Here is a 19770-nt window from a genome sequence, read left to right as displayed (position 1 = left end):
CGGCCTCAGTTCTCGCCGCGGCCGACCTCGTCCTCGCCCTCGTCGTCGACGATCGCGCCGGATTCGAGCACCTTGCGCAGGTAGGCGTACGTCAGGTCGCCGGCGACCTGGTCGAACTGGTGCTCGTAGCCGTTGTCGTTGTACAGGGCGATGTTGTGCTTCGAGTTCTGGCCCGTGAACGCCCAGACCTCCTTGACACCCTCGGGCAGGAAGCGGAGCACGGCGAACAGCAGCTGCGTGCCGATGCCCTTGCCCTGCAGGTCGGGGGTGACGGCGAGGCGGCCGATGGTCGCCTTGTCGTCCTCGATGCCGACCCGGATGGAGCCGACCAGCCGGTGGCCCTGCCACGCGCCGAGCGTCACCACGTCCTCGGACTGCAGGTCGACGACCAGCTCCTCGAGGGTCTGCGTGAGCGCGGGGATGTTGGGGTCGTTGAAGATCTGCGCCTCGGAGACGAACGCCGCCCGGCGCACGGTCAGCAGCTCGCCCGCGTCCGCCGCGGTGATCACGTCGATCCGGATCTGGTCGCCCTCGCTCATGCCCCTATCGTGGCATGCCGCGCGCCGGACCCGGGCGTCCGACGCGGAAACGTGACCCGCGCATCGTCCCTGCCATGCGCCTCGGTACCCTTGTCCGCATGACGTCGTCCTGGGTCCTCAGCCTGTCCTGCCCCGACCAGCCCGGAATCGTGCACGCGGTGTCCGGCGCGCTCGCGGAGCACGACGGCAACATCACGGAGTCCCAGCAGTTCGGCGACCCGGACACCGGGCTGTTCTTCATGCGCGTCGAGTTCGCCTCGGCCGCACCCCAGGGCGAGCTCGAGACCGCCATCGGGCGCGTCGGCGACCGCTTCGGCATGACCTGGCGCCTCGACGTCGCGGGCCGGCGGATGCGCACCATCGTGATGGTCTCGAAGTCGGCGCACTGCGTGAACGACCTGCTGTTCCGCGAGCGCGCCAAGACCCTCCCGGTCGACATCGTCGCGGTGGTCGGCAACCACCCGACGCTGCAGGACCTGGCCGCGTTCTACGGCAAGCCGTTCCATCACATCCCCGTCACCGCGGACAGCAAGCCCGACGCCGAGGCGGCGCTGCTGTCGCTGGTCGAGGAGCTGGACGCGGAGCTGGTCGTGCTCGCGCGCTACATGCAGATCCTGTCGCCCGACCTGTCGGAGGCGCTGCGCGGACGCGCGATCAACATCCACCACTCGTTCCTGCCGAGCTTCAAGGGCGCGCGCCCGTACTTCCAGGCGCACGACCGCGGCGTGAAGCTGATCGGCGCCACCGCGCACTACGTGACGTCCGACCTCGACGAGGGGCCGATCATCGAGCAGGACGTCGAGCGCGTCGACCACACCTACACGCCGGAGTCGCTCACGGCGATCGGCGCGGACGTCGAGCGGCGCGCGCTGGCACGCGCGGTCCGCTGGCACGCGGAGCACCGGGTCCTGCTGGACGGCCACCGCACCATCGTCTTCAAGTAGGCGGGCCCACCCACACCACTCCGCATCACCAGGCATCCCGGACGCTCAGCACCTACCGCCCCGCCTGCGCCGACCGCCGGATGCGATCTACCAGCCATGCCGTTCCGCACAGCGAGCGGAAGAGCTGCCCGGATCTGGAGCGGTAGGTGCTGGTGGTCCGGGGCTGTGGAGCCGGTCGGTGCCGGCGGTCCGGGTCAGAGGCCGATGACCCGCGCCGGGACGGATGATGCGGCGGCGACCGCGTCCTCCCGCGCGACCCCGGCGGCGACGCACACCTCGACCGCACGGTCGAGCGTGAGGGTCGAGCCGGCCAGCGTGTCGGTGCCCGCGAGCACCGCCCGTCCGTCCGACGTGACGTCCACGTCGAGCCCGCCCAGCAGGTAGCGGCCCGGCGCGGCCGCGGCGGCGCTCATCGCGTCGGTCACCAGCACCACTCGTCCTGGGGCCGCTCGGAACAGCGTCGCGATGTTCGTCGGCGCCACGTGGATGCCATCCGCGATCACCTCGATCGACACGCGCGGGTCCTCGATCGCGGCGCCCAGCGGCCCCGGCTCGCGCCCCGCGATGGGCCTCATCGCGTTGAAGCCGTGCGTGATCAGCGACGCGCCCGCGTCGAACGCGGCGCGCGCCTGGTCCGCGGTGCACTCGGTGTGCCCGACGGCGACGACCACGCCGGCGTCGACCAGCGTCCGGATCGCCTCGACCGCGCCCGGGAGCTCCGGCGCGACGGTGATCTGCCGCAGCGTGCCGTCGCACGCGTCCAGCAGTGCGGCGACGGCGGCCGGCGCCGGCGCCGCCAGCGCCGACGGGTCGTGCGCGCCCTTCCTCGCGGGCGCCAGGAACGGGCCCTCGAGATGGATCCCGACCAGCGCATCGTCGAGGCGCATGGCCTCGCGGATCACAGCCGCCGCTCGCGCGACGCCCTCGATCGGCATCGACACCAGGGAGGCGACGATGCGCGCGGTCCCGTGGGCACGGTGCGCGTCCACCGCGGCGAGCGTGCCGTCGACGGTGTCGCCGAAGTCGTGCCCACCGCCGCCGTGGCAGTGGATGTCGACGAGCCCGTCCATGGTCACGACCCTAGATCCCCTGCCACTCCGGCTTGTTGTCCTGGGCCCAGCGGTAGTACTCGCGGAACCGCAGGCGCGACGCGGCGGCGGGGTCGACCACCACGGTGACGCGGGGATGCAGCTGGATGGCCGAGCCCGGCATCGAGGCGGAGACGGGTCCCTCGACGGCGGCTGCGAGGGCCTCGGCCTTCCCCTCGCCGAAGGCGAGCAGCACCAGGTGGCGGGCCCGCAGGATGGTGCCCAGCCCCTGGGTCACGCAGTGGATCGGCACCTGGTCGATCGAGTCGAAGAACCGGGCGTTGTCCTCGCGCGTGCGCTCCGTGAGCGTCTTGACGCGCGTCAACGACCCGAACGACGAGCCCGGCTCGTTGAACCCGATGTGGCCGGTGGTGCCGATCCCCAGCAGCTGGAGGTCGACGCCGCCGTGAGCCGCCAACGCGGCCTCGTACCGGTCACCGGCGGTCTCGATCCCGTCGAGCGCGCCGTCGGGCACGTTCACCCGGGCCGGATCGAGCCCGAGCGGGACCGTGACCTCGCGGTCGACCACGGCGCGGTAGCTCTCCGGGTGGCCCGCGGGCAGCCCGACGTACTCGTCCAGCGCGAAGGCCGTGATCCGCGCGAAGTCGGTGCCCGCGGCGGCCTGGGCGCGCAGGCCCTCGTACACGGGCAGCGGGGTCGAGCCCGTCGCGACGCCCAGCGTGAACTCGGGCCGGGCACGGACCTCGGCGGCGATATGCGCCGCCACGAACGCGCCGGCAGCGGCCGGCGACTCCAGGACGATGACCTCAGCCATGTCCACCTCCTCGCATCGCGGCGCCGATCGCGGCGACCGGCACCTCCAGCTCCAGCGGCCGCATCCGGGCGGCCAGGTCGAGCGACGCGAGGAACGGGCTGGTCGCCGCCCACGCGTCGAGCAGGCGTCGGGCCCCGCCGATGAGCTCGTCGCCCCAGGCGGTCATGCCGCCGGCGACGACGACCTCATCGACGTCGAGCGTCAGCACCAGGACGCGGACCGCCGAGGCGAGACCGAACATCGCGCCGTCGCAGATCGCCCGCGCACGGGCGTCGCCCGCGGCGGCGGCGGCGACCACGTCCGCCCCCGAGGCGCCGTCGACGCCCCACTGCAGGGTCAGTCCCGCGCCGGACGCATAGGTCTCGAGGCCGCCGGGAAGGCCATCGGAGCCGATCGGTCCCGCCGGGTCGACCGAGACGTGCCCGATCTCGCCCGCCGCCCCGCGGGAGCCTCGCCAGAGCCGCCCGTCGAGGACCAGCCCCGCCGCGAGCCCGGTGCCGAGGTTGAGGTACGCCATGGAGCGCTCGCCCCCGCCGGCGAGCAGGTACGCACCCAGCGCGGCCGCGTTCACGTCGTTGTCGACGGTGGGCCGCGCCCCGAGCGCGGCCTCGATGGCGCCGGCCAGGTCCAGGCGGTCGACCTGGAGGTTGAGCGCGTGGCTCACCACCCCGTCGACCACGGTGCCAGGCGTGCCGATGCCGATGGTCAGGGAGGCCGGCTCCACGCCCACCTGGGCGCAGGCGTCGCGCGCGGCCTCGAGCGCCGCCGCGATCACCGCGGCGGCGCCCCGCCCCGAGGGCAGCGTCCGTCGCGCGCGCACCGCGCCGTCGGCGTCGACCACGACCGCGTCGGTCTTGGTCCCGCCGATGTCGATCCCGAGATGCATGTCAGCGTCCGATCAGCTCGAGGAGCGCGCCGCCCACCAGGCGCGACGCTCCGTAGGTGGCGACGTCCGCCCCGGCCTCGCCGGGCCAGCCCATGTCGACGGCGACCACGTCGGCCCGCGCGCGGACGGCGTCCAGCGCCGCCAGCGCCCACGGGTGACGATGCGTGTCCTTGCCGACCACGACCGCCAGCGCACCGTCGGGGACGGCCGCGGCGAACGATGCGGGGTCGCCCTCGGGGCCCAGGGTCGCGACGGCGTCCACGCCCGCGGCGAACGGGCCCCACGGGGAGGCGCCGACCGCGATGTTGGCGGTGGGCTCGAGGCGCAGCCAGGCCCGCGGCCGGTCGCCGGCGAGCAGCGCCCGTGCGCGGTCCGAGACGGCGAAGGTGGTCGCCACGGTGAACGCGTCCATGATCGGAGGCGCGTCCACGACCCGCGACCGCCGCACCCGCTCGTGATGCGCGCCGAGCGCGGCCACGCGGGTCCCAGCGTCGCGCAGCCGCGCGGCCGGAAGCGTGCCGTCCGCGACGGCGGCGTCGATGGCGGCGACGATCGCGCCGAGCTCATCGTCGGGGTTGTTCGACCCCAGGCACAGCAGGTCGGAACCGCCCGCGAGCGCCATCACGGCGGCCGCGGGGATCCCGCGTCCCTCGGACGCTCCCTTCATGTCGAGCGCGTCGGTGACGACGACGCCCTGGAAGCCCAGCCCCTCGCGCAGCAGGCCGCGCAGGATGGTCGGCGAGAAGGTCGCGGGGAGCTCGGGGTCGAGCTCGGGGACCAGGATGTGGGACGTCATGAGCGTCGCGGCTCGCGCGCGGATGGCCGCGACGAACGGCGGGAGCTCGCGGACGCCGAGCGTGGCCTCGTCCGCGTCGACCCGAGGCAGCGCCAGGTGCGAGTCCTGCGCGGTGTCGCCGTGGCCGGGGAAGTGCTTGGCGCAGGCGGAGACGCCGGCGCTCTGCACGCCCCGCACCCAGGCGGCGGTGTGGCGCGACACGAGCGCGGGGTCGGCGCCGAAGCTGCGCACGCCGATCACCGGGTTGAGCGGATTCGAGTTGACGTCGGCGTCGGGCGCGAGGGTGAGGTCGACGCCCACCGCCCGCAGCTCGGCGCCGACCCGTGCGGCGACGACCTCGGTGGCCGCCGCATCGTCCAGCCGTCCGAGCACGGCGTTGCCGGGGAACGGCGATCCCTCGTGCTGGTAGAGCCGGCTGACGTCGCCGCCCTCCTCGTCGATCGCGATGATCGCGCGGGGGTTGGCGGCGTGGATCGCGTCGCACAGGGCCCGCAGCTGCGACGGGGACTCGACGTTGTGGCCGAACAGGCACACCGAGCCGAGACCGTCGCGCAGGCGGGTCTCGAGCCAGCCGGGGAGGGTCGTGCCGACGAACCCTGGCATGAGCACGGCGAGCGGATTCATCCCTTCACCGCCCCGCCCACCATGCCCTTGGTCATGCGGGACTGGACCACCAGGAAGAAGATGATGACCGGCACCGCGACCAGGGTCGACGCGGCCATGACCTGACCCCACTCGATCTGGCCGAACGCCGACGACTGCGAGAAGTTGCGCAGCCACAGGGGCAGCGTCTCGGTGGCGTCGGAGGTCAGCAGGATCGAGGCGAGCGCGAACTCGTTCCACACCTGCAGGAAGGCGAACACCCCGGAGGCGACCAGCCCAGGCGCGAGCAGCGGGAAGGTGATCCGCATGAAGGCGCCGAACCGGCTGCAGCCGTCGATCATGGCGGCCTCCTCGAGGTCCGCCGGGACGCCCGCGACGAAGCCGCGCAGCATCCACATGGTGAACGGCACCACCATCGCGACGTAGATGATCGACACACCGGCGATGGTGTTGAGCAGGCCGAGTCCGGAGATCATCTTGTACTGCGCGATGAACATCGCCTCGGCCGGCAGCATCTGCACCAGGATCACGGCGACGACGAGCGACTTGCGCCCGCGGAAGCGGAAGCGCGAGATCGCGAGGGCGCCCAGGAAGGCCACGACGATGCACACGACCAGCGCGATCGCCGTCACCACGAGCGACATCCTGAGGGCGCCGACGAAGCCGGAGTCTCCGAGCACCGCGGCGTAGTTGGCGGTCGAGCCTCCGAAGGGGCTGAAGGTCGGCTCGAGCTTCGAGATGGTCGCGGCGGACCGGAACGAGCTGTTGATCATCCAGTAGACCGGGAAGGCCCAGGCCACCGCGAGGACGAGCGCCACCACCGATCCGACGGTGCGCAGGGGGCGCGTGCGGGTCACGACTTGTCCTCCTTCAGGAGCTCACGCACGTAGAACCACGACAGCGCGATGGTGAAGAGCATGACGAGCATCGCGGCCGCGGCGGCGACGCCGAACTTCCCCTGGCCCACGCCGAGGGAGTAGATGTACGTGCCCAGCAGGTCGTACTTCGAGCCGCGGGCGCCGAAGCCCTGCAGCAGCTCGATCTGCGCGTAGACCCGCAGGTCCCAGATCATCTGCAGGAGCAGGAGGATCACGAGCACCGGGCGCAGGATGGGCATGATGATGAGCCGCAGCTGCTGGAAGCCCGTGGCGCCGTCGAGGGAGGAGGCCTCGAGCACCTCGTCCGAGACCTGCGTGAGGCCGGCGTAGACGGACAGCGCGACGAACGGCACCGAGGCCCAGGTGATGATGACCGAGGCGACGGCGAAGAAGCTCAACGGCTCGACCAGCCAGTTGTGGCCGATCATGTCGACGCCCGGCAGCAGCGACAGCAGGTGGTTGATGACGCCGTTGCGGGCGTTGATGAGCCAGTTCCACACCGTCATCTGCGCGACGATCGGCATCGCCCAGGCGAGCAGCAGCGCGATCTGGAGGACGACGCGCGCCCAGCCGTGGATCGCCTTCATGAGCAGCGCGACGCCGATGCCCAGCGCCATGGTTGCGAGCGCGGTGACCGCCATGAAGACGATCGACTTGGCGAGGACGGCCCAGAAGCCGGTGTCGGTGAGCAGTTGGATGTAGTTGTCGAGGCCCACGAACGTGGGGTCCTGGCCGAACTGCTGGGCCAGGCCGTACTCGCGGAACGAGTTCCAGACCTGCCACACCAGCGGGTATCCCATGCCGGCGATCAGCACCAGGACCGCGGGGATGGAGAGCCAGTACGGGAGCGGCGAGCGCCGGCGGCGGCGGCCGGGCGGCTCGGGCGCGCGCTGGGCCGCGGCGGCGGGCGCGGGCGCGATGGTGGACATGCGGAACCTCTTACGTCTCTCGGGTGGGAGTCTCCCCCATGGGCAGGCCCGGGCGCTCGGGGGGATGAGCGCCCGGGCCTGCGTGCGGGGTCAGGACCCCGGGTGATGTGGTGACGGGAGGATCAGCCGTTGATGAGGGCGTTGATCTTCTCGTCGTACTCGGCGGCGAGCGTCGCGACGTCGCCACCCTCCGCCACGGCCTGGAAGTACTGCTCCATCAGCGTGGCGTTCTCGACGGCCGCCCAGCCCGGCGCCGCCGGGGTCAGCTTCGAGCTCGACGCCGCCTCGAAGGCCAGCGCGTTCATCGGGCTCTGGGAGGTGTACGCGTCGGCGTAGTCGAGGTTGCCGGGACCCATGCCCGCCTCGGCCAGCATGCCCTGGTAGTCCGCGGAGAACAGGATGCGCATGAGCTCCTTGGCGCCCTCGGGGTGCGTGGTGGTCGCCGAGATGGCGATGTTCGAGCCACCGGCGAAGACCGGGGCCGCGCCGCCGTCGACGCCGGGCAGCACGAACGCGCCGAACTTCTCGTCGTTCCAGGTCACCGTGTCGTCGTCGGCGATGTCGCCGAGGCAGCAGGCGGCCCAGCTCGGCGCGAGCGTGGTCGCGGCGGGGATGCCGGGGAGGAACTCGTCGTTGATCGCGAGGTACGAGTTCGCGTCGGTGTCGGTCGCGGTGGCCACCGACGACTCGACGAACAGCTCCTGCCACATCTCCATGCCGGCGACCGACTCGGGCGAGGACAGCGACGCGGTCCACGCGGAGCCGTCGAACGTCGCGATGTCGCCGCCGTTCGCGAAGATCCACGCGATGCCCGAGCGCCAGTCCTGACCCGGGGTGTAGGAGCCGCCGACGCCGGCGTCCTTGAGCGCCTTGTTGACCTCGGTGAACTCGGCGAGGGTGGTCGGGACCTCCTGGCCGCCCGCAGCGTAGATGTCCTTGCGGTAGAACGCGAGGCGCGAGCCGAAGTAGTACGGGAGGGCGTAGGCGGTGTCGCCGACCGAGCCCGCCTCGACGAAGCCCTGGAGCAGCGAGTCGCCGCCCAGCTCGTCGTACATGTCGGAGATGTCCATGAACGCGCCCACCGTGGTGAAGGTCGCGGCCTGGGTGTTGCCGATCTCCGTGACGTCGGGCGTGTTCGCCGAGTCGGGCAGCGCGGTGGTGAGCGACGCGATCGCATCGCCCCAGCCGATCTGCTCGACGGTGAGGGTGCCGCCGTTCTGGTCCGCGTAGGTGGTCTTCAGGTAGTCGATCAGGTCGTCGGGGGTGTCCGTGCCCATCAGCCACAGGGTGATGTCCTCGGCGCCCGCACCCGTGGCGGAGCCGCCGGTGGTGGGCTCCGCCGAGGAGGCGGTCTCGTCGCCGGACGACGAACAGCCCGCGAGGGCGAGTGCGCCGGCAGTCGCGAACGCGACCATCCCGAGCATCGTCTTCTTCATTGCCAGTTCCTTTTCTGTGTGGGGTGCTGGGCCGGGGCCGCAGCGGGTTCCGGGGCCTACGAGACCCCGAGCTGTCCGGTGAGGACCATGACCGCGGCGCCGAGCACGACGATGTCGCGTCCCAGCGTGGTCATCCGCACCGTGGGACCCCCGTGGGAGTCGGCCATGGTGCGGGCACGGATGGTGTCGGCGGTCGCCGCGAGCAGCGTCCCGTCGAGCGTGTCAAGGGGTCCCGACAGGACCACCTCGGCAAGGTTGAGCGCGCCCACCACGGGCGCGAGGGCGATGCCGAGCCGCTCCCCCGCCGCGGCGAGCGCGACGGCGCGGGCCGCATCGTCCGCCACGCCCTCGAGACGCGACTGGAGGCGCGGGATCGCGAGCCAGGTCTCGAGGCAGCCCACCTTGCCGCATGCGCACAGCTCGCCGCCGTCGGTGCCGACCACCACGTGGCCGAGCTCGCCCGCCGCCGAGTGCGCGCCCTGCACCAGGGTGCCGCCGACGATCAGGCCGGAGCCGACTCCGCGGCCGACGCGGACCAGGATCGAGTCGTCCTGCACGCCGCCGAACGTGCGCTCGGCGAGCGCGGCGGCGTTCGCGTCGTTCGCGACCGTGACGGGCAGGCCGCTGCGCTCGGCGAGGATCGTCTGCAGGGGGAGGTCGGACCAGCCGAGGTTGGGGGCGGAGAGGACGGTGCCGCCCTGGTCGACGATGCCGGGGCTCCCGACGCCGACGCCGAGGATCGCGGCGGGGGCGCGGTCGGCCAGGCGGGCGAGGAGCTGGGCGACCGCGTCGACCGCCGCGTCGCCGGTGACGCCGGGAACGCTCAGCTGGTCGCGCACCAGCACCACGCCGTCGAGGTCGGTGACCACGCCGCGGAACAGGCTGTCGTACGACAGGTCGAGCGCGACGATCGAGAAGCCGGAGCGGTTGATGTCGAGCAGGGTCGCGGGCTTGCCGGGACGGGAGTCGGCGCGCTGGCCGAGCTCGACGACCAGGCCCTCCTCGATGAGGTCCGCGACCAGGTCGGAGATGGTGACGCGGGTGAGACCCACGGCGCGGGCGAGGTCCGCGCGGCTGAGGTTGCCCGGGCGGTACAGCTCCTGGAGCACGAGGGCCCGGTTGTGGCTGCGGGCGCGCTCCGGCGTCAGCCGCGCGTCCTGGCGAGCGACGGAGGCGAACCGTCGCTGGCGGGCGGGCGACGGCTGCGTCGCGGGGGTGACCTCAGGAGCCATGTTTGTTAGTAAAGAGTACTAACAATCAAAAGACAAGACCTGAACGGCAACTTTCGGGATCGTTACCGCTCCGTGACCTAGGGCCCAGGTCGACGCGATCCGGCGTCCGCACCGCCAGGAGCGAGGCCCGCGACCTCAAGCGTCGACCGGACGCCCCTGGCGCGCGCACGATCCTGGGGGCGACAGCCGAGCCGCTCGGTGCCCTACGCGGAGGTCGGCTCGAAACGGTCGGCGACGAACTCCCACATGCCGGTCGCGGAGTAGAACTCTCGCAGGCACTGCCGGTTGTAGCTGTCGTAGTCGAACGGCGCCGACGGGACCTTCCCCTCGAGGTAGGCCAGCATCCCCTCGGCGAGCGCGCTCGCGTCCTGGTCGACGATCAGGCCAAAGCTCGAATCGACGGCGGAGTCGGCGGACGAGAATCGCGTCGTCACCACCGGCAGCCCGAGGACTCGCGCCTCGAGGATCACCATCGGCTGCCCCTCGTGGTCGGAGCTCATCGTGAGGCAGCCCGCGTTGGCGATGTAGGCGAACGGGTTGGACGTATGCCCGACCATGTCGACGTGCCCGACGAGGCCGAGCCCGCGCACGAGTCCGCGAATCGTGTTGCGGAGCGGGCCGTCGCCGACGATCACCAGGCGGCTGTCAGGATGCCGGGCGACGACGATCGAGAAGGCCTCGAGCAGACGGGCGTGGTTCTTCTCCGTGCTCAGCCTCCCGACCGACACGAACACCTTGCGCCGGTCGACTGGCGCGAGCGCTCGCTCCCGGGCCGCAAGGACCCGACGGGGAAGGCCCGCGGCGCTCGACGCCTCGACCTCCGCCCTCACGGCGTCCGGACCCGCTCCGGCGAGGATGCGCTGCGCATCGATCACGTTGTGGGCTGCGAGGAACCGTCGCCGGGTCGCCGGCGTCCCGAGCGACTCCCTGTTCACCTCCGCGAGAGCGTCGGAGACGGAGACCAGGCTGTCGTAGTGCGGATAGAGGCTGATCGTCTGCGCGAGGCTCACGTAGTGAGGCTGCTTTCCCAGCACGGTCCTGAGCTGATCCGCTGCGATGTCGTTGTGCAACCAGATGCTGGTGCGGCCGCCCGGCGCGCCGAGCATCAGTCCGGCGTGGCGCGGCGAGTACCCCGAGAAGTCGACCACGGCGTCGAACTGGGCGTCTCCGAAGATGCGCCGCCACTCGGCCGAGAATGCGCGTGTGACGCGCGCGCGCCTCGGCGGCGAGCCGAACGGGACCACGCGACGGCGGAGGCGGCGCAGCGGCACGCGGTACGGCTCCTCCGCCACCCCGTCGAAGGTGAACACGATCCTGGCTCGAGGATCGATCCCGCGGATCAGCTCCTCCTGGCTCTCGCCCTTGGGCCACGGCACGTTGACCGTGATGTCGAAGGTGTCGTAGTCGAGGTTGCGGACCAGGTTGAGAGCCGACGCGGTGATCCCGTTGGGCAGCATCCCCCCGAGGTGGATCATCATGCGCGGCTTCGTTCGTCCGGCGGTGACCAACGCGCCCACGTCGAGCCGCTTCGCTCCCCCGAACACCACATCGACCACACGGGACGAGGCGTCGCCGTCCTCGTAGGGAGCGAACCGCTCCGCGAAGTCCTCGAGGCCGGGGGCCAGCGCGGGCTCGGCGACTGCGTCACGCACCGCGCCGGCAAGATCCTCGAGCGTCGACACCGTGCTTCCGGGAAGCGACTCGACCGGGAGGTAGGTGCCACGCCCACGCTGGTAGTCGTCCGAGTCGGGCACGAAGAAGACGAGCGGGCGGCGAAGCGGAAGGTAGTCGAAGAAGATGGACGAGTAGTCCGTCACGAGGACGTCGGCGGCGGCGAGGGCGCCGGCTGTCGGCGCATCGTTGCCCACCAGACGTCCGACCAGGTCGGGGAGCGCCGCGACGCCGTCCGCGACCTGCGGGTGCACCTTGAGCATGACGAAGAAGTCGTCACCGAGGAGCTCCTGCAGCTCGAGCACCGTGTCCGCGACCTCCTCCGCGTCGTCCTGCGGCGAGCTGAACGACGCGCCTCGCCACGTCGGCGCGAAGAGCACGGTCGTCGGACCATCGGGACACGCGACTCCGAACTGCTCCAGCCACTCCCGCGCCGACCGCCTGTCGTCGGCCATGCGCAGCGACCGGTCGACCCGCGGGTAGCCGGTCTCGATGATCGTTCCGGTGAACACGCCGTCGAGGCGATAGGCGTCGAGGTACATGCGGCGGGTCGTGTGCTCGTTCGGCGAGACCAGGTAGTCCGCCATGAGGAAGTTCCGCAAGGTGTTGGCGGACTGGAGCGCACCGTCCGGCATGTCGTAGCCCATGTGCTTGAGCGGCGTGCCGTGCCAGGTGTTCACATAGACCTGACCGGGCCGCTTGGAGAAGTGCGTCGGCCACGTCGAGTTGTTGACCAGGTAGCGCGAGCGGTACATCTCACGGATGTACTCCCAGGAGCCGTAACGGACGAACCGCACCCGCGGGTCGGACGCGAACTCCTGCTGGACGCCACGTGCGGTCCGCCCGTTCTTCAGCACCCACACGTGCGACAGTCGGCCGTACGCCGGGTCCGCGTGCAGCGTCCGGAAGATCGCCTCCGGGTTGCAGAGCACGCCGGCCCCGTAGTTGCTCTCGTAGATCACCTGGTCGCGCAGCGGCAGCGACCGGAGCTTCGCCCGGACCTGAGCCCGGCGACGCGCCCTGCGCGTGGCGCGTCTCGGCCGCTCGATCAACCAGTCCCGGCGGGCCCGGCGCTTGGCCTCGGACAGCTGGGTGCGCGTGCTCGCGGGCAGCCGGTGGAGAAGGCGCCGGAGGAGGCTGGGAGTGGATCTGATCCGCTGCAGGCCGAAGGACATGCGGGCAAGTCTACGGAATCCGGATACCCCGGCGGTCGGCTCACGGGGACTCCCCGACGCCGGTGACGCGCGTCGGAGACGGCTAGAGTGGACGCGTCCGCCGGCGCCGACCTGAGCCGTGCGACCTATCCCCATCGCCGGCGGCGGTTCCCGCCGAGAGAGGTCAGGACATGCCACTGCTGCGCAAGGATGGAGCTGGGATCTTCTTCGTCCACATCCCGAAGAACGGCGGCGGTTCCGTCGAGGACGCGTTCCGCAGCTCCGGCTGGAGCGTGGGGATGCTCGACGGCAACATGCGCCGCGGCTCGGTGAACTACTACCGCCGCACCACGCCCCAGCACATCGAGGCCGCGGTGATCGAGGCGACCTTCCGACTCGATCGCTTCGACGCCGTCTTCACCTTCGTGCGCGACCCGCTGTCCCGCATGGTCTCCGAGTACATCTGGCGCAACCGGAGCGCCGACGAGATCGACCCCGGCGCCAAGGCCTTCGAGGGCTGGCTCCGCTCCGCCATCGAGGGCGCCCACGCCAACCCGTACATCTTCGACAACCACATGCGTCCCCAGCACGAGTTCATCGTCCGGGCGTCGCGCGTCTACCGGCTTGAGGACGGCGTCGAGGCGGGTCTCGCCGATCTCGCGGGCCTGACCGGTCTCGAGCTGCCGACCGAGATCCCCCAGGCGCACGCGGGCTCCGACGTCGGAGGCGTCCGCAGCTCCGACATCGAGGTCAACGACTCCGCGCGCAAGCTCGTGGCCGACTACTTCGCCGAGGACTATCGGATGTTCGGCTACGAGCGGCCCGACGCTGCGCCTGGCGCGGCCCGCTCGGGTTTCTTCGCGCCGCGGTCGCGGGCGCGCTGACGCCCGCGACCCGCACGCTCCGCTAGATCAGCCCGAGCTCCTTGACGGCGTCGCGCTCCTCGGTCAGCTCGCCCACGGACACATCGATCCCCGCCTGAGCGGTCTCGGAGACGGACAGGCCCTGCACGATCTCCCACGCGCCTCCCGTCGACACCGCGGGGAAGCCGGAGATGAGGCCCTCGGGCACGCCGTACGAGCCGTCGGACACCATGCCGACCGACGTCCACTCGCCCGCGGGCGTCCCGAGCACCCAGTCGCGCACGTGGTCGATGGCCGCGTTGGCGGCGGAGGCGGCTGACGAGGCGCCGCGGGCGTCGATGATCGCCGCGCCGCGCTTGGCGACGGTCGGGATGAAGGTGTCCGTGACCCACGCGTCGTCGCCGATCACCTCGGGGGCCGGGCGGCCGCCGATGGTCGCGTGCGCCACGTCCGGATACTGCTTCGCGGAGTGGTTGCCCCAGATGGTGACGTTCGTGACGTCGGCCACGCCCGTGCCGGTCTTCTGCGCCAGCTGCGCGAGCGCGCGGTTGTGGTCGAGCCGCATCATCGCGGTGAAGCGCTCGGTCGGCACGTCGGGGGCGCTCGACGCGGCGATCAGCGCGTTCGTGTTCGCCGGGTTGCCCACGACGAGCACGCGCACGTCGTCCGCCGCGCCCGCGTTGATGGCCGCCCCCTGCGGGCCGAAGATCCCGCCGTTGGCCGCCAGCAGGTCACCGCGCTCCATGCCCGGGCCGCGCGGGCGCGCGCCCACGAGCAGCGCCACGTTGACGCCGTCGAACGCGGCCGTCGCATCGTCGAAGATGTCCACGCCGTCGAGCAGCGGGAAGGCGCAGTCGTCGAGCTCCATCGCGGTGCCCTCGGCGGCCTTCACGGCCTGCGGGATCTCCAGGAGGCGCAGGCGGACCGGGGTGTCCGGCCCGAGCATCGCACCCGAGGCGATGCGGAACAGGAGGGCGTAGCCGATCTGGCCTGCCGCTCCGGTGACGGTGACATTGACAGGGGTGGTGCTCACGTCGTCGTGACTCCTTGCGTCGGGGATGAGGTGGGACGATGCGCCGCCTCGGTGGTGGACGATGCGCCGGCGGCGGGCGCATCGTCCCGCCTGCTAGGCCAGGCGCGCCGAGAGGTTCGCGTCGAGCGTCGCGAGGAACTCCTCGGTGGTCTGCCACTCCTGATCGGGGCCGACCAGCAGGGCGAGGTCCTTGGTCATCGCGCCGCCCTCGACGGACTTCACGATCACGTCCTCGAGGGTCTCGGCGAAGCCGATCACCTCGGGGGTGCCGTCCAGCTTGCCGCGGTGCTTGAGGCCGCCGGTCCACGCGAAGATCGAGGCGATCGGGTTGGTGGAGGTGGGCTTGCCCTGCTGGTGCTGGCGGAAGTGGCGGGTCACGGTGCCGTGCGCGGCCTCGGCCTCGACGGTCTTCCCGTCCGGCGTCATCAGCACCGAGGTCATCAGGCCCAGCGAGCCGAAGCCCTGCGCGACGGTGTCGGACTGGACGTCGCCGTCGTAGTTCTTGCAGGCCCAGACGTAGCCGCCCTCCCACTTCATCGCCGCCGCGACCATGTCGTCGATCAGGCGGTGCTCGTAGGTGATCCCGGCCGCGTCGAACTGCGCCTTGTACTCCTTCTCGAACACGTCCGCGAAGATGTCCTTGAACTGGCCGTCGTAGGCCTTGAGGATCGTGTTCTTGGTCGACAGGTACACCGGGTAGCCGCGCTGCAGGCCGTACGCGAAGGAGGCGCGCGCGAAGTCCTCGATGGACTTGTTGAAGTTGTACATGCCCATCGCGACGCCGCCGTCCGCACCGTAGTTGGCGACCACGTGCTCGATCGGCTCCGAGCCGTCCTCGGGGGTGAAGGTCACGGTGAGCTTGCCGGCGCCGGGCACCTTGAAGTTCGTGGCCTTGTACTGGTCGCCGTGCGCGTGACGGCCGATGACGATCGGCTTGGTCCAGCCGGGCACCAGGCGGGGGATGTTCGAGATGATGATCGGCTCGCGGAACACCACGCCGCCGAGGATGTTGCGGATGGTGCCGTTGGGGCTGACGTACATGCGCTTGAGGCCGAACTCCTCGACCCGCGCCTCGTCCGGCGTGATGGTCGCGCACTTCACGCCGACGCCGTGGTTCTTGATGGCGTTGGCCGCGTCGATGGTGATCTGGTCGTCGGTCGCGTCGCGCGACTCGATGCCGAGGTCGTAGTACTCGAGGTCCACGTCGAGGTAGGGGTGGATCAGGCGGTCCTTGATGAACTGCCAGATGATCCGCGTCATCTCGTCGCCATCGAGCTCGACGACCTTGCCTTCGACCTTGATCTTCGCCATGCGCTGTCCTCACAACCTAGATGCGGTGCTCCTTAGGCTAGTCCACCGCGGGAGGACCAAGGTCCCCGATCCCGCGGGTCGCCGAGCGACCCGCGCGACGTCGTGCCACGATGCGACTGGTGCGCATCGTCCGGATGCGCCGGAGCCCTGGGAGGACCCATGAGCAACGCGCCCATCGACGACGACGACACGATCTTCCACGAGGACCTCGACCTGGCCGCTCCCGAGGTGGAGCCCGCCGGCCCGAGCCTCGTCACCCGCATGGTGCTCGAGGCTCTCGGCACGTTCCTGCTCGTCACGCTGTCGCTGGGGGTGGCGCTGTTCACCTCGGCGTTCTCCGAGACCCGCATCACGGTGGGCGCGGCGTTCGGCTTCTCGCTGTGGGTGATCATCGTCGCGATCGGGCGCACCACGGGCGGCCACGTGAACCCGGCGGTGACCCTGGCCGCCTGGATCGCCGGCCGCTTCCCCGGCCGCGACGTCGCCCCGTACATCCTGGCCCAGGTGGTGGGCGCCTCCGCGGGCGGCGCGACCCTGTGGGCCCTCATCTCCGCGAACCCGAACGTCTCCGACGGGCGCGCGCTGATGGACACCGTCGCGATCGGCTACGGCGAGCACTCCCCGACCCAGTTCGGCCTCGGGGCCGGGCTCATCGCCGAGGTGCTCGGCACCGCGGTGTTCGTGGGTGTGATCCTCGCCGCGACCTCCGCGCGCTCGACCAAGAACCTGGCGCCGGTCAGCATCGGCATCGCGCTGTTCCTCATGATCATGTGGACCATCCCGTTCACGAACGCCGCGCTCAACCCCGCGCGCGCGAGCGGGATCGCGCTGTTCTCCGACACCTGGGCGCTGACCCAGCTGTGGGCCTGGTGGCTCGGGCCGCTGGTGGGGGCCGCGATCGTGGGCCTGCTGTTCCGCGCCTTCGGCCCCGAGGAGGACCTGCTGAGCCACCAGCAGGCGATGGTGGTCGAGGAGATCGAGGTCGTGGAGATCATCGAGGAGCGCTGACGCGGCGGCCACCCCAGGGCGACCCTGGTTCGCCGAAATGGAGAACGGGTGCCCGAAACCGAGAGGTTTCGGGCACCCGTTCTCCATCTCGGAGCCCGGCGCGCGCGGCGCGGGACGATGCCCGGGCCGGGCCGCCGTGCCGGTTCAGGCGAGCGGCGTGGTGAACCCGAGGAAGGCGAGCCCGATCGCGAGGAACGCCAGCACGGCGACGTCGATCGCGCGCCGCCGCACCGCGAACGCGCGCCCCATCGGGGTCACGACCCGCGCGACGGCACCGGCGGCGGCGAAGGCCGCGAGCGCCAGCACCGCGAGGTCGACGCCGATCACCAGCCCCGACAGCGCGATGAGCACGCACGCGACCGCCGCCGTCACGGCGACGCGCACGGGGGCGAGCGGCTCGGACATCGCGGCTCCTAGTGGAAGAAGTGCCTGGTACCGGTGTGGTACAGCGTGATCCCCGCAGCCTCGGCGGCGGCGATGACCTCGGTATCCCGGACCGATCCGCCCGGCGAGGCGACCGCGCGGACACCGCCGTCGATGAGCACCTGCAGGCCGTCGGCGAAGGGGAAGAACGCGTCGGAGGCGGCCACCGCGCCCGTCGCGCGCTCCTCGCCCGCGCGGCTCACCGCGAGCCGGCACGAGTCGACGCGGTTGACCTGCCCCATGCCGATGCCGACGGCCGCGCCGTCCTTCGCCAGCAGGATCGCGTTCGACTTGACCGCGCGGCAGGCCCGCCACGCGAACTCGAGGTCCGCGAGCGTGGCCTCGTCGGCGGCGGGGCCCGCGACGTGCTGCCACGTCGAGGCCGGGTCGCCCGGCGCGTCGATCGCGTCGGCCGCCTGCACCAGCAGGCCGCCGCTCACGCGCCGCCACTCGGCCACGAGCGGGACGGGATCGATCTCGAGGATCCGCAGGTTCTTCTTCTTGGCGAGGATCTCGACGGCCTCGTCCTCGTACGACGGCGCGACCACGACCTCCGTGAAGATCTCGGCGATCTGGCGCGCGGCATCGGCCGTCAGGGTGCGGTTCGCGGCGATCACTCCCCCGAACGCGCTGACCGGGTCGGTCGCGTGCGCCTTCGCGTGCGCCTCGGCGATCGACTCCCCCACCGCGATGCCGCACGGGTTCGCGTGCTTGATCACGGCGACCGCGGCGCCGTCGTGGTCGTAGGCGGCACGCACGGCCGCATCGGCGTCCACGTAGTTGTTGAACGACATCTCCTTGCCGTGGAGCTGGCGCGCGCCCGCGATGCCCGCGCCGGAGCCGTCGGCGTAGAGCGCCGCGCTCTGGTGCGGGTTCTCGCCGTAGCGCAGGGCGGCCTGGCGGGTGAACGATGCGCCGATCCAGCCGGGCAGGCCCGTCCCCGCATCGTCCGGCGCCTGGGTGCTGCCCAGCCAGGACGCGACCTGGACGTCGTACTCGGCGGTGTGGCGGAAGGCCTTGACCGCGAGCTCGGTGCGCTCGGCGAGGGTGAACCCGCCGTGGCCGACCGAGTTCGCGACGTGCTCGTAGTCCTCGGGATCGACCACCACGGCGACGCTCGCGTGGTTCTTGGCGGCGCCGCGCACCATGGACGGCCCGCCGATGTCGATCTGCTCGACGATCGCGTCGGGCTCGGCCCCGGAGGCGACGGTCGCGGCGAAGGGGTAGAGGTTCACCACCACCAGGTCGAAGGCCTCGATGCCGAGCTCGGCGAGCTGGGCGACGTGGGAGTCGAGCCGACGGTCGGCGAGGATGCCGGCGTGGACGTTCGGGTGGAGCGTCTTGACGCGGCCGTCGAGGCACTCGGGGAAGCCGGTGAGCTCCTCGACCGGGGTGACATCCACGCCCGCCGCCGCGATGCGCTGCGCGGTCGAGCCGGTGGAGACGATCTGGACGCCCTCGTGGGCGAGCGCGGTCGCGAGCTCATCGATGCCGGTCTTGTCGTACACGGAGATGAGGGCGCGCCGCACGGGCTGACGCTCGGTCATGAGTCCTCCTGGGACGTGGGGGTTCCGATGCGGACGGTGCGTCCGCTCACAGTCCAGCCCTCGCGGGCCATGCGCCCGACGGTGTCAGCCACCAGTCTGCGCTCGACGGTCTTGATGCGCTCGTGCAGCGTGGCCTCGTCGTCGTCGGCGGCGACCTCGACGGGTGCCTGCGCGACGATCGGCCCGGTGTCGACCCCGGCGTCGACGATGATCACGGTGCAGCCCGTGACCTTCGCGCCGCCGGCGAGCGCGTCGCGGACCGCGTGGGCGCCCGGGTATGCCGGCAGGAGCGCGGGATGCGTGTTCACCATCCGGCCGCCGAACCGCTCGAGGCTCGGGGCGCCGACGATCCGCATGAAGCCGGCGAGCAGCACCAGGTCCGGGTCGAACGAGCCGATCGCGCGGGCGAGAGCCTGGTCCCACGTCGCACGATCGGGGAAGTCCGCCATCTTCACCACGGCGGTCGCAAGCCCCGCGGCGTGCGCGATCTCCAGCGCACCGGCATCGTCCTGATCCGTGATGACGGCGACCACACGCGCGCCGTAGGCCTCGTCCGCGGCCGCCTCGAGCACGGCGCGCAGGGTGGATCCGGCACCGGAGGCGAGCACCACGACTCGTCGGGGCCGGGTCGGGTTTGTCACAGGCCGAGCCTAT

Annotated in this window: 18 protein-coding genes; 3 read left to right on the top strand and 15 right to left on the bottom strand. The window is 71.6% G+C overall.

The features are described 5' to 3' along the window. Positions 1 to 5 precede the first annotated feature (5 nt). Positions 6 to 539: a GNAT family N-acetyltransferase gene (locus QQX13_RS04660; protein ID WP_301119773.1), complete on the bottom strand. Its 534-nt coding sequence runs from the start codon at positions 537 to 539 to the stop codon at positions 6 to 8. 98 nt (positions 540 to 637) lie between these two features. On the opposite strand from QQX13_RS04660, the gene purU reads away from it, so the two are divergent. Beyond that, positions 638 to 1483, top strand: coding sequence for a formyltetrahydrofolate deformylase (purU, locus tag QQX13_RS04655; protein ID WP_367281270.1), 846 nt, complete (start codon positions 638 to 640; stop codon positions 1481 to 1483). Between the two features lie 194 nt (positions 1484 to 1677). Here the strand turns inward: purU and QQX13_RS04650 are convergent, their stop codons facing one another. The 9 genes from QQX13_RS04650 to QQX13_RS04610 all read right to left on the bottom strand — a co-directional run bounded on the left by QQX13_RS04650 (position 1678) and on the right by QQX13_RS04610 (position 12952). Next, entirely contained in the window at positions 1678 to 2553 is an 876-nt protein-coding gene (locus tag QQX13_RS04650) for an N-acetylglucosamine-6-phosphate deacetylase (RefSeq protein WP_301152634.1), read from the bottom strand. Positions 2554 to 2563: 10 nt separating this feature from the next. Continuing rightward, on the bottom strand, positions 2564 to 3346 hold the full coding sequence (locus QQX13_RS04645; RefSeq protein WP_301119767.1) for a glucosamine-6-phosphate deaminase: 783 nt from the start codon (positions 3344 to 3346) through the stop codon (positions 2564 to 2566). Then, on the bottom strand, positions 3339 to 4232 hold the full coding sequence (locus tag QQX13_RS04640; RefSeq protein WP_301119765.1) for an ROK family protein: 894 nt from the start codon (positions 4230 to 4232) through the stop codon (positions 3339 to 3341). The genes QQX13_RS04645 and QQX13_RS04640 overlap by 8 nt, the downstream gene beginning before the upstream one ends. Before the next feature lies 1 nt (position 4233). Beyond that, positions 4234 to 5652, bottom strand: coding sequence for a glycoside hydrolase family 3 protein (locus QQX13_RS04635; RefSeq protein ID WP_301152633.1), 1419 nt, complete (start codon positions 5650 to 5652; stop codon positions 4234 to 4236). Then, a complete protein-coding gene (locus tag QQX13_RS04630) occupies positions 5649 to 6488 on the bottom strand; it encodes a carbohydrate ABC transporter permease (RefSeq protein WP_301152631.1) in 840 nt (279 codons plus the stop codon). Before QQX13_RS04630 ends, QQX13_RS04635 begins: the two co-directional genes overlap by 4 nt. Next, complete coding sequence (locus QQX13_RS04625; protein WP_301152630.1) at positions 6485 to 7438, bottom strand: carbohydrate ABC transporter permease; 954 nt, start codon at positions 7436 to 7438, stop codon at positions 6485 to 6487. Before QQX13_RS04625 ends, QQX13_RS04630 begins: the two co-directional genes overlap by 4 nt. Positions 7439 to 7560: 122 nt before the next feature. Then, positions 7561 to 8874 (bottom strand): extracellular solute-binding protein, encoded by a 1314-nt coding sequence (locus QQX13_RS04620; RefSeq protein WP_301119757.1) that lies wholly within the window; start codon positions 8872 to 8874, stop codon positions 7561 to 7563. 56 nt (positions 8875 to 8930) lie between these two features. Further along, positions 8931 to 10106, bottom strand: coding sequence for an ROK family transcriptional regulator (locus tag QQX13_RS04615; RefSeq protein ID WP_301119755.1), 1176 nt, complete (start codon positions 10104 to 10106; stop codon positions 8931 to 8933). Between the two features lie 203 nt (positions 10107 to 10309). Beyond that, positions 10310 to 12952, bottom strand: coding sequence for a glycosyltransferase (locus tag QQX13_RS04610; RefSeq protein ID WP_301152628.1), 2643 nt, complete (start codon positions 12950 to 12952; stop codon positions 10310 to 10312). Positions 12953 to 13122: 170 nt separating this feature from the next. Here QQX13_RS04610 and QQX13_RS04605 point away from each other — a divergent pair, with 170 nt between their 5' ends. Further along, positions 13123 to 13815 carry a sulfotransferase family 2 domain-containing protein gene (locus tag QQX13_RS04605; protein WP_301119750.1) on the top strand — a complete coding sequence of 231 codons (693 nt, stop codon included), beginning with the start codon at positions 13123 to 13125 and terminating at the stop codon, positions 13813 to 13815. Between the two features lie 22 nt (positions 13816 to 13837). Here the strand turns inward: QQX13_RS04605 and QQX13_RS04600 are convergent, their stop codons facing one another. Then, positions 13838 to 14827: a malate dehydrogenase gene (locus QQX13_RS04600; RefSeq protein WP_301119748.1), complete on the bottom strand. Its 990-nt coding sequence runs from the start codon at positions 14825 to 14827 to the stop codon at positions 13838 to 13840. Positions 14828 to 14920: 93 nt separating this feature from the next. Then, positions 14921 to 16138: an NADP-dependent isocitrate dehydrogenase gene (locus QQX13_RS04595; RefSeq protein WP_301119746.1), complete on the bottom strand. Its 1218-nt coding sequence runs from the start codon at positions 16136 to 16138 to the stop codon at positions 14921 to 14923. A 159-nt stretch (positions 16139 to 16297) separates the two neighbouring features. Between QQX13_RS04595 and QQX13_RS04590 the strand changes: the two genes are divergently transcribed. Then, positions 16298 to 17146, top strand: coding sequence for an aquaporin (locus QQX13_RS04590; protein ID WP_301119744.1), 849 nt, complete (start codon positions 16298 to 16300; stop codon positions 17144 to 17146). Between the two features lie 144 nt (positions 17147 to 17290). Here the strand turns inward: QQX13_RS04590 and QQX13_RS04585 are convergent, their stop codons facing one another. Genes QQX13_RS04585 through purN form a run of 3 tightly spaced genes read right to left on the bottom strand, consistent with a single transcriptional unit; the run spans position 17291 to position 19757 of the window. Continuing rightward, a complete protein-coding gene (locus QQX13_RS04585; protein ID WP_301119742.1) occupies positions 17291 to 17551 on the bottom strand; it encodes a DUF3017 domain-containing protein in 261 nt (86 codons plus the stop codon). 8 nt (positions 17552 to 17559) lie between these two features. Further along, complete coding sequence (gene purH / locus QQX13_RS04580) at positions 17560 to 19116, bottom strand: bifunctional phosphoribosylaminoimidazolecarboxamide formyltransferase/IMP cyclohydrolase (RefSeq protein ID WP_301152627.1); 1557 nt, start codon at positions 19114 to 19116, stop codon at positions 17560 to 17562. Then, the gene (purN, locus tag QQX13_RS04575; protein WP_301119732.1) at positions 19113 to 19757 is read right to left on the bottom strand and encodes a phosphoribosylglycinamide formyltransferase; all 645 of its coding nucleotides are present in this window, start codon (positions 19755 to 19757) and stop codon (positions 19113 to 19115) included. Before purN ends, purH begins: the two co-directional genes overlap by 4 nt. Positions 19758 to 19770: the final 13 nt, after the last annotated feature.

Source organism: Demequina lignilytica (assembly GCF_030418375.1).
Taxonomy (GTDB): domain Bacteria; phylum Actinomycetota; class Actinomycetes; order Actinomycetales; family Demequinaceae; genus Demequina; species Demequina lignilytica.
This window is presented reverse-complemented; position numbering and strand designations above follow the sequence as displayed.

Excerpts from the sequence above, each read along its gene's own strand:
- QQX13_RS04660 (WP_301119773.1), bottom strand. The coding sequence starts at position 539 with ATGAGCGAGGGCGACCAGATCCGGATCGACGTGATCACCGCGGCGGAC.
- purU (WP_367281270.1), top strand. The coding sequence starts at position 638 with ATGACGTCGTCCTGGGTCCTCAGCCTGTCCTGCCCCGACCAGCCCGGA.
- QQX13_RS04650 (WP_301152634.1), bottom strand. The coding sequence starts at position 2,553 with ATGGACGGGCTCGTCGACATCCACTGCCACGGCGGCGGTGGGCACGAC.
- QQX13_RS04645 (WP_301119767.1), bottom strand. The coding sequence starts at position 3,346 with ATGGCTGAGGTCATCGTCCTGGAGTCGCCGGCCGCTGCCGGCGCGTTC.
- QQX13_RS04640 (WP_301119765.1), bottom strand. The coding sequence starts at position 4,232 with ATGCATCTCGGGATCGACATCGGCGGGACCAAGACCGACGCGGTCGTG.
- QQX13_RS04635 (WP_301152633.1), bottom strand. The coding sequence starts at position 5,652 with ATGAATCCGCTCGCCGTGCTCATGCCAGGGTTCGTCGGCACGACCCTC.
- QQX13_RS04625 (WP_301152630.1), bottom strand. The coding sequence starts at position 7,438 with ATGTCCACCATCGCGCCCGCGCCCGCCGCCGCGGCCCAGCGCGCGCCC.
- QQX13_RS04620 (WP_301119757.1), bottom strand. The coding sequence starts at position 8,874 with ATGAAGAAGACGATGCTCGGGATGGTCGCGTTCGCGACTGCCGGCGCA.
- QQX13_RS04615 (WP_301119755.1), bottom strand. The coding sequence starts at position 10,106 with ATGGCTCCTGAGGTCACCCCCGCGACGCAGCCGTCGCCCGCCCGCCAG.
- QQX13_RS04610 (WP_301152628.1), bottom strand. The coding sequence starts at position 12,952 with ATGTCCTTCGGCCTGCAGCGGATCAGATCCACTCCCAGCCTCCTCCGG.
- QQX13_RS04605 (WP_301119750.1), top strand. The coding sequence starts at position 13,123 with ATGCCACTGCTGCGCAAGGATGGAGCTGGGATCTTCTTCGTCCACATC.
- QQX13_RS04595 (WP_301119746.1), bottom strand. The coding sequence starts at position 16,138 with ATGGCGAAGATCAAGGTCGAAGGCAAGGTCGTCGAGCTCGATGGCGAC.
- QQX13_RS04590 (WP_301119744.1), top strand. The coding sequence starts at position 16,298 with ATGAGCAACGCGCCCATCGACGACGACGACACGATCTTCCACGAGGAC.
- QQX13_RS04585 (WP_301119742.1), bottom strand. The coding sequence starts at position 17,551 with ATGTCCGAGCCGCTCGCCCCCGTGCGCGTCGCCGTGACGGCGGCGGTC.
- purH (WP_301152627.1), bottom strand. The coding sequence starts at position 19,116 with ATGACCGAGCGTCAGCCCGTGCGGCGCGCCCTCATCTCCGTGTACGAC.